General features: G+C 37.4%; 8 protein-coding genes. 2 read left to right on the top strand and 6 right to left on the bottom strand.

All coding sequences use genetic code 11. The annotated features are described in order from the left end of the window. Position 1: 1 nt before the first annotated feature. From BVC88_RS02210 to BVC88_RS02185, 5 genes are all read right to left on the bottom strand, one after another. A complete protein-coding gene (locus BVC88_RS02210) occupies positions 2-1,078 on the bottom strand; it encodes an efflux RND transporter periplasmic adaptor subunit (protein WP_075349005.1) in 1,077 nt (358 codons plus the stop codon). A gap of 16 nt (positions 1,079-1,094) precedes the next feature. Then, the gene (locus BVC88_RS02205) at positions 1,095-1,880 is read right to left on the bottom strand and encodes an alpha/beta fold hydrolase (protein ID WP_075349004.1); all 786 of its coding nucleotides are present in this window, start codon (positions 1,878-1,880) and stop codon (positions 1,095-1,097) included. Positions 1,881-2,329: 449 nt separating this feature from the next. Continuing rightward, complete coding sequence (locus BVC88_RS02195) at positions 2,330-3,418, bottom strand: DUF481 domain-containing protein (protein WP_245803573.1); 1,089 nt, start codon at positions 3,416-3,418, stop codon at positions 2,330-2,332. Between the two features lie 251 nt (positions 3,419-3,669). Further along, entirely contained in the window at positions 3,670-4,743 is a 1,074-nt protein-coding gene (locus BVC88_RS02190; protein WP_075349002.1) for a DUF481 domain-containing protein, read from the bottom strand. 113 nt (positions 4,744-4,856) lie between these two features. Then, positions 4,857-8,195: a TonB-dependent receptor gene (locus tag BVC88_RS02185; RefSeq protein WP_075349001.1), complete on the bottom strand. Its 3,339-nt coding sequence runs from the start codon at positions 8,193-8,195 to the stop codon at positions 4,857-4,859. A 343-nt stretch (positions 8,196-8,538) separates the two neighbouring features. On the opposite strand from BVC88_RS02185, the gene BVC88_RS02180 reads away from it, so the two are divergent. Then, the gene (locus tag BVC88_RS02180) at positions 8,539-9,228 is read left to right on the top strand and encodes a lysoplasmalogenase (RefSeq protein ID WP_075349000.1); all 690 of its coding nucleotides are present in this window, start codon (positions 8,539-8,541) and stop codon (positions 9,226-9,228) included. A 23-nt stretch (positions 9,229-9,251) separates the two neighbouring features. Here BVC88_RS02180 and aspS read toward each other — a convergent pair whose 3' ends face one another. After that, positions 9,252-11,006 carry an aspartate--tRNA ligase gene (gene aspS, locus BVC88_RS02175; RefSeq protein ID WP_075348999.1) on the bottom strand — a complete coding sequence of 585 codons (1,755 nt, stop codon included), beginning with the start codon at positions 11,004-11,006 and terminating at the stop codon, positions 9,252-9,254. A 323-nt stretch (positions 11,007-11,329) separates the two neighbouring features. Here aspS and BVC88_RS02170 point away from each other — a divergent pair, with 323 nt between their 5' ends. Beyond that, positions 11,330-12,634: a M23 family metallopeptidase gene (locus tag BVC88_RS02170; RefSeq protein ID WP_075348998.1), complete on the top strand. Its 1,305-nt coding sequence runs from the start codon at positions 11,330-11,332 to the stop codon at positions 12,632-12,634. Positions 12,635-12,653 lie beyond the last annotated feature (19 nt).

The raw sequence follows: 12,653 nt of genomic DNA, 5'->3' as shown, positions 1-12,653 counted from the left end.
ATTAGTTTGTATTTGTGATTTTCAAAGGAGACCCAGGCCGAGCCTGAAGCACACCTGATGTAAGTACCATATCTCCTTCTTCCAGACCCTTAGTGATTTGAACTTGACTTTCGGTACGGGTTCCTATTTCTACACTTCGTTCCTCAGCCTTTTGGTCCTTACCTACCACAAAGACTTTATAGCCTTGAAGCTCCGGAATTACCGATTCAGCAGGCACCATTAATGCGTCGTCTATTTCTCCTAATACAAATCGAATCTTCACAAACATTCCCGGAAGGAATTTCCCTCCTTTATTAGAGCTTTGAGCTCTTAGTTTCAAGGTCCGGGTAGCTGCATCGATTTGTGGTTCGAAAGCATAAACTTTCCCTTCTGCCTCATCCGTCGTTGCTTCACTTGAGAAGTAAACCGGAGCTCCAACTTCTACCATGTTTGCATATCGCTCTGGAATAGAAAATTCAATTTTAATTGGATCCATGCTTACCACGGTGGCTATAATATCATTGGAACCAATCACACTACCTTCACTGACTTGGCGCAGACCCAATACCCCATTAAATGGAGCTCTGACAATAGTCTTTTGGATTTGAGCTTCTACTAATTTCAGATCTGAAAGCGTTGTATTGTATTGATTCAAGACAATGTCATATTCTTCCTGACTAATCGCTTCCCGAGCCAGCAACTGCTTCTGACGATTTTCTTGACTTTCAAAAAGTTTTTGTGTGTACTCTAATTTTTGATATTGTGCCTGAAGGTCATTGTCATTCAAGTAAAGTAAGGGCGTGCCTTTGGAAACATATTGACCTTCCTTAAAGGTGATCTTAGTGACCAAGCCGGAAACTTCAGGTCTTAGCGATACTGATTCATTAGGTAGAATAGTACCAGTCACGTTCAGTTGATTCTTTAACGTTTCTTTTTTTAACGTAATTACCGAAACTGGTAATTCTGTAGCTCCTGCCGGAGGGCCGGAAGGAGCAACCGGGCCTGAATCAGAGCCACTATTCCATCTTGGATAAATGTAAATGACCGCGATAATGGCGATTACTGCAACGATTAATAGGGTTTTGGTTTGCTTATTCATTTAGAATAGTTGGAGCTTAATTACTGTGATTTTGAATAAATGCAAGCGATAAATGATTGAATTCGTCAGGACGTTCGACGTTCACCACATGCCCACATTTTTCAAGAATGGTTAATATTGAATTTTTGTGAGATTTGATAATATGCCTTACCGGCTCCAGAAACATTACATCTTGATCACCCATCACATACAATGTTGGGATCCCAAGGTCCGACTCTTTGAAATATCTCAATAATGGATTTATATCTTTGGTAAGTTTGAACCATCGAATAAACTCTTTTTGGCAAAGCTTCTGTGCTTCTTGGATAAAGAGATTCCGGGATTCTGCATGCTGCTTTCTTGGCATTATGACGAAGGCGAAAAGTTTATAAAGCCACATAAAAGGTATAATTCGCTTGAAGGCATTCCCCAGAAAAACCAAGATTCTCGATTGGGTTGTCAATCTCGTAACTGCACCTGCTAATACAAGCGATTTTACCCTATGTTTTTCTAATTCTGCCAATTGCCTGACCAAAATTGTTCCAAGAGAGACTCCCATGAAATGTGCTGGCGGAATTTGTAATTCATCGAGCACTTCAATGATGTCTTCAGTGACAGCAGTAAAGGTATATTCCTCGTTGTAGATTGCTTTTGGAATGTCGACCGATTTGCCATGACCTCTCAAATCAATGAGTAAAAGATTAAATTGCTTTTTGAAATCCTTCAACTGCTTGTACCATACTGCAGAAGAACCTCCTGCGCCATGGATAAAAACTACCCATTCTTTACTCGTTTGATGGTCAAATTTCTTGTAATACAACATGGAAGGTAAACTCAAGCCGATTGTAAATGGTTCTGAAAAGTAAAATTACGAGTATTTACAGCATCTTTTTCATAAAAAGTACTGGAGGCAAATCCAAAACATCAAAGGAAAAAAATGAGGATGCTTTATTTGGAAAATCTTTAAAAAACCTAAAACTTCCATCCAAGAGGACTTTACAAGACATAATAGAGATCTATTTCTCCTTCGGTTGGCATGTTATCGAAATTCAGCACAAATTAATCTTTGAAAAAAAGTCTGCAACAAATTTTTAAGAAAAACTAAAGCCTCATCTGATCATTCTGTATCTTTTTTTGAAAAACAGTTTCATCTAATGAATACACTTGAAAAATCAAGTGCTTTAATTTCAACAAAATTAATTTCTAGAAGCATTGCCTTTTGAAAGAATAAATTTACAAGGGGCAACCGAAATGAAACTCAAAATATTTCAGTTACAAACTCCAACCTATCGTGGTTTGAATAACATAAGTCAGTTTAGTACCACCCACTACAGGCCTATTATCATAGTTAACAGAGGTCCCGAGTTTCACATAAAAATCCGAAAAGAACTCATATTTCAAATCAATACTAGAGTCTGTTCTAAATCTTTTAGATTCAGTAAAACTTGGATAAGCCATCAATTGGCTATAGATACTAAAATCACCAATATCATACATATTTAATTCATAGCCGATAAAAAATTCACCAGATTGTTTAGCAGGATTATCACCAAAATCCTTTTCATTATTAAGGTTTATCCCAGCCTGTAATCCAAGGTATGTTTTATTATTGTGGATAAGATATTTACCAAACCCTACTTGATTATTCGTTCTTAACTTGATCAACTGTTCCGTATTTGAAAGGAATGAAATATTGTACATAAGGTACCAGTCATTGGATAAAAAATAATTATAGGTAATGTTTGCATTTAAATTGTTCACGTCTTCCGTGTCATCCTGCCTAGAATTAATATTATTATAAGACGAGGTGATTTTCCATCGGTCTGCTAAATATCCCAAACCACTACGAACATTAAACTGCCTTAAATTATTAGCTTTAGTCACACTCCATCCTAAATCAATATTAGCTGAAAGCCTGCTCCAAAACCCTTCATCCAGTGCATTTAAATACACTATTTCCATTATTTGGACATTTATTTTACCACCTCCAATATCCTCAGTTTTTGAATTTTTAACCTTTCTTATATTTAAAAGACTCTCAGGATCGTAGGTATCAATTTCGACGGTATTTTCATCAATACTTCGGATTATGCCATTGTATCTTTTCCCATTTGAAAGAGTAATAAGGTATTTAGTTTTGGAAAATACCTGTTCAATGCCGTTCCAAGAAATATTAAAGTCAACATCCGAATAGTCAGTTTCTATGATAAGGACGCCTTTGTCCATACTTTTAATCTCTCCGATAATTATATTCTTGTTTTTTAAGATTAAAGAATCCGTTTGGGCATTTGCTAAAATTAACGTACCCATACCGATCAATAGGATCAAATAAAATCTCTTTTCAAATTGATTAATTTTCATACACATATGTGAATTTTGAATTTCCTGCAAAATAGAAAAAGCATCCTGAAAAGGATGCTTTTCTAAAAGTCATAAGCGCGAATTTACAAAGATCTATTTTGGCATAACATAGTAAGATTAAATGACCAGGTAACTGATCTAAACTAAAGCTAAAAATGATGAAATAGGAAGATAATCTATAATCAAAATCTGATTTGACAGATAAAAGTTAATCACATATTGATGATAAATTAGGCTAATTCAAATTTTGGTTACAAACTCCATCCAACAGTAGTCTGGAAGATATAATCCAGTTTTCCAGCCCCTTCAATTGGCTGATTATCATAGTTTAGAGATGTGCCAAGCTTGATGTAAATGTCTTTTGGAAAATCATATTTTAAATCAAACTTAAAGTCTGTTCTAAAACGCCCTTTTTCAGTAAAACTTGGATAGGCTACTACTTGGGTAAGTAAATTCAAATCTCCAATATCATATAAGTTCAATTCTGAACCGATAAATGCTTCCCCTGATCTTCTGTTAGGCGAATCATCAAAATAAGTTTCATTGTTAAAGTTAACACCTGCCTGAAATCCAAAATAGGTCTTATTAGTATGAATAACGTATTTACCAACACCGACTTTGTTACCTGTTCGCAATCGAATCAGCTGCTCAGTATTTGATAGGAAAGTGATATTGTAGAGGAGAAACCAATCTTTTGGCAAGAAAAAATTAAATGTAATATCTGCATCGGTCCGTTTTACTGGCTCGACTCCATCTTGATTTGATCGTAGTGAATTGAAAGAGGATCCTAATTTCCAACGGTCCGCTAAGTATCCTAATCCACTTCTTACACTGAATTGCTTCAAGTTATTTGCTTTTGTAACACTCCATCCCAGATCAATATTGGCAGACAATCTGCTCCAAAAACCATCATCAAGTGCATTCAAATAAACAACTTCTTGTAGATCAACCTGAACTTTACCCCCCAATGGTTTTTCTAGATTTTGGTCCTCTTTTTTCTTTTTCAGGGAAATATTCAGCAACTCTTGTGGATCATAAGTATCTATAATCGCATGCAGCGAGTCAATACTATTGATGCTTCCGTTATACCTTTTTCCAGAAGAAAGTGTAATCAGAAATTTGGTCTTTGAAATTATCTTCTTTACTCCAGTCCAAGAAACTTTGAAATCAGAATCGGAATAATCAGTCTCAATTATTAGGACACCTTTATCCATATTCTTAATCTCTCCAACTATGACATCATGATTACTAAGTACAAGAGTATCAGTTTGGCCTTGAACAGTACCTGTAACAGCAACAAGCATTAAAATCAAAAAAAATTTCATATTTCAAAATTTGAATCTTGAAGTAATTGAATTAGGATTAAAAAAACAAAAAAAGCACCCCAGGTTTGGGGTGCTTTTTGTAAAATTTGGATAAAAGAGTGCTCTTTTCCTATTTAGAAAATATATCTCACACCAAACTGCATGCTCCAAGTAGTACCGAAGCCACTTGCATTTTGGAATGGATTAGTTGGAAGGTTTCCAGAAACTCTATTCATGATCACGTTAGGTGCAGCCGATACTCCACCAGATCTTGATAAGAGATTTTGAGCTCCATTTAGGTTCTCTTGAATACCCCAATCGCTATTCAACAAATTGCCAAAGTTGACAATGTCTAAACTTGCTTGAAGCGTATTTCTTCTACTACCAATGTTGGTAAAAATATCCTGTAGGATTCTTACATCGAATCTATTCAACCATGGAGACAAGAACTCATTTCTTGGCACATAGCCTCCACGGAATTCTTCAAGATCATTGTCTGCAATGTATTTGTCAAAAGCTGCACGCTGCTCAGCTGCAGTATATACTACGTTACCACTCTGTACGATATTGACAAAATTCAATTCAGATGAATTTGCAGGTAAGTATAACAAATCAGCAGCGATTCCATCACCGTTGAAATCATTACCATATACATAAGAGAATCTACCCTGATGTGATCCATTGTAGTAAACACCTACAGTTGTAGCGAAGTGTTTTCCATACTCAATTCTGTATGCAAGATTTGCTACGATTCTATGCGGTAAAGCAAAGTTTGAAATATTTAATCTCTCGTCATTTGGACTGTTGATATTTGGACTTGCTCCCCATGCTGAGTTAGCAGATGAACCAGAGTTTGCACTGATTTCTTTTGCCTCTGAGTAAGTATAATACAAGCTACCAGAGAGACCGTTGTAATCAGGAACTACCACACCCACAGTCGCACTGAATGCATATCCTTTCAGATCTGTGTTAGTTAGGATAGTAGCATTATTCGCACCAAGCGCAGGATTGTAAGCTACAGATGTTCCAGGAAGAACAACCTCTCTTGTATCTCCAGCATAGTTCATTCTATTTGCAGATACAGCTCTGTTGGCACCAAACTGGTACACTGCATTTACATCTCTAGTATAAAGGAAGTCAGAAGTCAACAAGAAAGGAGAATCACCAAGTTGGTAATCAGCTCCAAGACTTGTTCTCCAAACACTTGGCATTCTAAACTCTCTGTCTACTAGCGCAAAGGAACTTGGCGCACCACCCAAAGGATTTGAAATAAAGACGTTTTCAGCACCAGCTGGAGGATTCTCCACATAGTAATAGCGCTCTGGTTGGAAATTTACGTTTCCTATCCATCCTGCCACTTCACTGTAGCTACCTGGTTCAACAGTATTTTGCAATACACCAGCTCCTGTAGGCATGTTTGTCAACCAAACAAAAGGAACACGTCCAGTGAATATACCTGTACCACCTCTTATGATAAAGCTTCTATCACCTTTCACATCATAGTTAAATCCTAATCTAGGAGAAACCATCAGTCTTGAATTTGGCCAGTTACCAGAATCATAATTAACCACGTCTCCCTCAGGATTCAACAAATCCAAATTGTTGATTGAAGGATTGGCTGTCAGATCGTTCAGGTAGATTGGAAGCTCAAATCGAAGACCTACAGTCACTGAAAGCTTTTGATTTACACTAATCTTATCCTGTGCATAAATAGAGGCTAAACCAAAGTTTACTCTAGAATATGTCTCTTGACCTTCATACGGATAAGTCAAACCAAACATGATTGGAGCAACTTCATTTGGAGTTCCTGTAGTCAAGAAATCTTCTACAGAAGCATATCTGTAATAAGAAGTTCCCATTCTGGTAAAGCTGTTACCAAATTTTTGAACTTCATAAGCTACACCACCAGTGATAGTATGCTTACCTTCTACATAAGTTAAGTTATTGATGAAAGAGAAGTTATCATTAATCACATCGTTGTTGAAAGAGAATAACTCAGTTCCGAATGAGATGTAGTTTCTATCTCCATCGCCTCTTCCACCATCCCAAATATCAACAAATGGGAAAAGCTGGCTGCTTGGAGTGGTTCTTCTATCCTGAATCTTGGAATATGTAAATAAGAACTGGTTAGACACTTTTGAGCTGATAGATGAGTTAAGTTCAGCAGTAAGAGATCTTACTGAGTTTTCAAAACCATATCCAGCATTCTCGAATACCATTGAGTTTTGAGAAACACGGTTTGCATCACTTGGAGTTCTTGGTCTTGGTCCAGAAGAACCATTTGTAAGCTGGTTAGAAATACCGATTACTTGATTGTATCGAACTGCTAATTTGTTTTTGTCATTGATATTCCAATCTATTCTTGCCAAAAACTTAGTGTTGTACTGAGACGCTTCATTTGCATAACCCTCATATCTACCTGGCTCATATCCCCACTGATTTCTCAGGTGATTACCAACAGCATCCATTTCACTTCTTCTTACTCTACTGATGTTGTTTTCAGCGTCTGCCACACCATTCTCAGATGGTCTCCAAAGGTTAGTACCAGAGGCATTTGCACCAGTTTCTTCTTCTCTTTCAGCATTTACGAAAAAGAACAATTTATTTTTGATGATTGGACCACCTAATCTGAAACCAAAGTTTTTAGTAGCAGCTTCAACAGACTCAAGTTCATTATCCCCGATCTTTTTACCTTGTAAATCTTGGTTTTTGGTGAAATAATATGCCGAACCGGTTAATGTGTTGTTACCGCTTCTAGTTACAGCGTTGATACCTGCTCCTGTAAAACCACTCTGAGTTACATCAAATGGGGCAATATTTACAGAGATTTGCTCAATAGCATCAAGGGAGATTGGCTGAGCATTTCCACCTGGAAGTGGATTACCGCTAAGTCCAAATCCATTGTTGAAGTTTGCACCATCAACTTGTAGGTTGTTGTATCTTGAATCTCTACCAGCAAAGGAAGTACCGTTTGCTTGAGGCGTAAGTCTTGTGAACTCAGTCACAGATCGGTTTATCTGAGGCAACTCAGTAAGCTGCTTAGTAGATACATTTGTAGAAGTACCTGTTCTATTTCCGTCAAATTCAAAAGATTTTTGTCCAGAAACAATTACTTCAGTAAGTTCTGTGCTCTCGTCTTTTAAAGTTGCATTAAGCAAATATGGTGTTCCAAGGTTTAAAACTACACCTGTATAGTTGCTTGACTGATAGCCGATAAAGCTCACTACAATTGTGTAAGGTCCCCCAATTCGCATATTTGCAATGTTGAATCTACCGTCAAGGTTAGACACCGCACCGTATCTTGTTCCAGAAGGCTCGTGAGTAGCAACGATATTTGCTCCTGGTAAAACCTCACCTTGTGCATCCAAAACTTGCCCTTGGATTGAGCTGGTTGTAACTTGTGCATCCAGTTCTCCAAGCCCAAAGGCCAAAAGAACAACGACAAGAAAACTCTTAAGTAAATTTTGCCTCATAATTTGTTGATTTATGTAAGTTGGTTTGAATGTAATTCGACACAAAGGTAAAACCACCATTATTATTGGTTGGGTAGTTTAAGTTAAGTTTTCGCATACAAAATTAACTTTTCTTAACATTAACTTAACATTGCAATCATGAAATATTCCACAAAAAAGTAATTTGAGAGGTTAAAAATTTCGATAAACGGACTTATTTTTAATTTTCTCCCAATATTATTCTGTAGATTTTATTAAATATTATCAAATTGTTAATTGACGAAAAATCAAAATAGAATTTGGTTATTAATCATTTTACGTTTCCAAAATTTTGAATTAATTTTAAACTCAAAATAATCATCCATTGACTAGAAAAGGAATCATATGGCTTTATGTGTTTTTGATAGCCATTCTCACGGACATCGCCTTTATTTTGGAGCATAACAATGAGTTAAGATTTTTTTCTAAACCATTGGTTATTTTACCTTTAGGTATTTATTTTTATCAAATTAGTAGATCCGTTTTTTCCACGCTCCTCGCAAAAACAATTCTCTCTGCATTAGTCTTTTCATGGATTGGAGATATACTTCTGCTTTGGGAAGAGTTTTTTTTATTCGGATTAGCAGCTTTTTTGATTGCTCAAGTTTGTTACATCATTGGATTCAAAGTCGCCCAAAAAGCACCAGAGTCGCTCTTCAATTATAATTTTGTAAAAGCTTTTTTTATAAACCTGCCAATCTATATCATCGCTGCGTACTTGTACTATCTGATCAATCCTAATCTTGGTGGATACAAAATACCTGTAATAGTGTACACGATCGCAATCGTAAGTATGGTCACCACGGCAAGAGAGCGATTTGGCAAAAGTAACTCCGCTTCTTTTTGGCAGGTATTTATCGGGGCCTCTCTGTTTTTTATTTCAGATGGACTTATTGCAATTAATAGGTTTTATGTCTCCTTTCCAGAAGCTGATGTGCTCGTAATGGGGACCTATGCCATTGCACAACTACTTATAGTTATGGGAATTCGGGCACATTTAATTCAACCACAATAAAAAAGAGGCCGAAGCCTCTTCTATTACTTTTTAAGATTTACTCTTATCGAAAGTTCCTCTAGCTGGTCATCTGCAATCGTACTTGGCGAGTCGATCATCACATCCCGCCCCGAATTATTTTTTGGGAAAGCGATGTAGTCTCGAATTGAATCTGAACCTCCAAAAATCGCACAAAGACGATCAAATCCAAAAGCAATTCCTCCGTGTGGCGGTGCTCCGTATTCGAAAGCTTCCATCAGGAATCCAAATTGCTTTTGTGCCTCTTCTGGAGTAAATCCTAAATGTGAAAACATCAATTGTTGCGTTCCTCGATCATGAATTCTTATCGATCCACCTCCTATTTCCACCCCATTAATAACCAAATCATACGCATTGGCACGAACAGCTCCTGGATCAGTCTCTAGTAGTGGTATGTCTTCGCGTTTTGGAGAGGTGAATGGGTGGTGCATGGCATGGAATCGCTTTGTCTCTTCATCCCACTCCAACAATGGAAAATCAACGACCCAAAGTGGTTTAAAAATAGTTCGATCCCGTAATCCAAGTTCCTCACCCATTTTAAGACGCAATTCTGAAAGTTGCTTTCGGACTGAATTAGCATCTCCACTTAATAGAAGCATTAAATCTCCAATTTCTGCTCCAAAGGCATCTGCCCAACCTTTTAAATCTTCAGCAGAATAAAATTTATCTACCGTTGATTTGATGGTCCCATCTGCATTATATTTCGCGTAAACCAATCCCTTGGCACCAATCTGAGGTCTTTTGACCCAATCAGTTAAAGCATCAAGTTGCTTTCTAGTGTACTCTCCGGCTCCTTTAGCACAAATACCAACGACTAACTCGGCATCATCGAAAATTGGAAATCCTTTTCCTTTTACTAACTCATTTAGCTCAACGAACTTCATATCAAATCGAAGATCGGGCTTATCGTTACCATAAAACTTCATGGCATCTGCATAAGTCATTCGCTTCACCTCCTCGAGTTCCACTTTTTTCACCTCCCGGAAAAGATGTTTTGTCAAACCTTCAAACGTGGAAAGAATATCCTCTTGATTTACAAAAGCCATTTCACAATCAATCTGAGTAAACTCAGGCTGTCGGTCAGCTCTTAAATCTTCATCACGAAAGCATTTGACAATCTGAAAATATCGGTCAAACCCTGAAACCATCAGCAATTGCTTGAAAGTCTGTGGAGATTGCGGCAATGCATAGAATTCTCCTGGATTAACACGGGAAGGCACGACAAAATCTCGCGCTCCCTCAGGTGTAGATTTAATCAATACCGGTGTTTCCACCTCGATGAAGTCTTGCGCATCCATATACTTCCGAGTCTCCTGCATCATTCGATGACGTAGCTGCAGTTTCTCCCGGACCACATTTCTTCTTAGATCCAAATAGCGGTATTTCATTCGAAGCTCATCACCACCATCTGTTTCATCCTCTATTATAAAAGGAGGGACTTTTGCAGCGTTTAAGACTTCTAACTTGAAAACTTTTATTTCAATAGAGCCTGTAGGAATTTTTTCATTCTTAGCAGTTCTTTCAATTACCTTTCCAGTAGCCTGAACAACAAACTCACGACCCAAGGAAGCAGCTTTTTCGATCACCACTTTTTCAGTAGAGTCCTCCTCAAAAATCAATTGCGTCAAGCCGTAACGATCACGGAGATCAACCCAGATCAATCCTCCTTTATTTCTTACCCGCTGTACCCAGCCGGCAAGCGTCACTTCTTGATTTACATGGTCTAAGCGTAATTCGCCACAGGTATGCGTTCTCAGCATTTTTTTGTTGTTTTTTTAGGAGGTCAAAGATAAAGAATTGACTTTGACAACACAGCTTTGATTACAATTTTCGTAAGGATTTGGTAGGTTTATTTTTAAAAATTCATTTTCAAAGATGCTTATCTGAAAAAAAAATAGCTGTAAATCATCCAATTAGTATTTGCTCTTATTTAATTCCAATCAAATAAACCCTTAATTCAGTTCGTTGGCATTATAGTTGCCTATTTTTAGACCCTAAGAATTGCAACCCAAAAGTTTGGATTAAAGGTTCTTTTTTCCTTTTTTGAGTCTTAATTACAATCACCCCTTATTATCAACACTTTATGAAAAATAAATGGATCGGAATTGCTGCTGCTTTATTGCTATTGGGGGCAGCTTACTCTCTCCAATTTTTTGACTTCCAATCTGGAAAAGAAACAAGTTCAGAATTACAAGAATCACCGGCTATTGATCCTGAAGATGAAAAGGTCTTCTTGTATGGGATTGATGTCACTGGGCTAAATATCATAGAAGGCACAGTCGCTAAAAACCAAACTTTGGGTTCCATTCTCGCTCCGTTCAATGTTCCTTATCAAATCATCGACGAGCTAGCCAAGAAATCAAAATCTATTTTTGACGTTCGAGGCATCGCTTTCAATAAAAAATTCACTGTAATCACTCCGGCAGATACCACCCAAGCTCAATTTTTTATTTATGAGCCTAATCCTGCAGAATATGTAGTCTTCAATCTAGACTCTATAGATATCTACAAAGCAGAGAAACCTGCTGAATATCGAACCAAAGAAGTAGGCGGAATCATCGAAAGTAATCTGTCCTCAGATATGTCAAAGCAAGATATTACCTATGATATCGTGGATCAATTTGCTGATTTATATGGTTGGTCAGTTGATTTTGGAGCACTCCAGAAAGGTGACAAATTCAAAGTCATCTACGAAGAAAAGTTAATTGATGGTGTCGTAGTAGGTGTTTCAGATATCAAGCTTGCATATTTTGAACACAAAGGCGAGGAATTCCATGCTATCCCGTTTGAGCAAAACGGAGAAGTAAACTTCTTCGATCAAGAGGGCAATTCGCTAAAGAAAGCTTTCCTCAGAGATCCGCTTAAATATACCAGAATCAGTTCACGATATAATTTGAAAAGATTTCATCCTGTGCAAAAAAGATACAAAGCCCATCTTGGAACAGACTATGCAGCAGCAACTGGAACTGAAATCCGATCTGTAGGGGATGGAGTGGTAACTGATGCAAAATATTCCTCTGCAAATGGCAATTATGTAAAAATCAAACATAACGGTACTTACACTACACAATACCTTCACATGTCTAAAATCGCAAAAGGCATGAAACCAGGTCAGCGGGTAAAACAAGGTCAGGTCATCGGGTATGTAGGAAGTACCGGATTGGCAACAGGCCCTCACCTATGCTTTAGATTTTGGAAAAATGGCAAACAAGAAGATTGGTTGAGAGAGAAAATCCCACCTTCTGAACCAATTTTGGCTGCAAATCTTGTAGCTTTCAATGCCAAGAAAACTGAATCTCTGGAGCTTTTGGCTTCAATAAATCTGGGAGGAGAACCTGAAAAATTAGTAGCTAAAACGCGCTCTGGTACCATTCCATCTGGAGATTAAAAAACAACCTTTTCCAATT

The organism is Algoriphagus marinus (assembly GCF_001936475.1).
Classification (GTDB): domain Bacteria; phylum Bacteroidota; class Bacteroidia; order Cytophagales; family Cyclobacteriaceae; genus Algoriphagus; species Algoriphagus marinus.
This window is presented reverse-complemented; position numbering and strand designations above follow the sequence as displayed.

Excerpts from the sequence above, each read along its gene's own strand:
- BVC88_RS02210 (WP_075349005.1), bottom strand. The coding sequence starts at position 1,078 with ATGAATAAGCAAACCAAAACCCTATTAATCGTTGCAGTAATCGCCATT.
- BVC88_RS02205 (WP_075349004.1), bottom strand. The coding sequence starts at position 1,880 with ATGTTGTATTACAAGAAATTTGACCATCAAACGAGTAAAGAATGGGTA.
- BVC88_RS02195 (WP_245803573.1), bottom strand. The coding sequence starts at position 3,418 with ATGAAAATTAATCAATTTGAAAAGAGATTTTATTTGATCCTATTGATC.
- BVC88_RS02190 (WP_075349002.1), bottom strand. The coding sequence starts at position 4,743 with ATGAAATTTTTTTTGATTTTAATGCTTGTTGCTGTTACAGGTACTGTT.
- BVC88_RS02185 (WP_075349001.1), bottom strand. The coding sequence starts at position 8,195 with ATGAGGCAAAATTTACTTAAGAGTTTTCTTGTCGTTGTTCTTTTGGCC.
- aspS (WP_075348999.1), bottom strand. The coding sequence starts at position 11,006 with ATGCTGAGAACGCATACCTGTGGCGAATTACGCTTAGACCATGTAAAT.
- BVC88_RS02170 (WP_075348998.1), top strand. The coding sequence starts at position 11,330 with ATGAAAAATAAATGGATCGGAATTGCTGCTGCTTTATTGCTATTGGGG.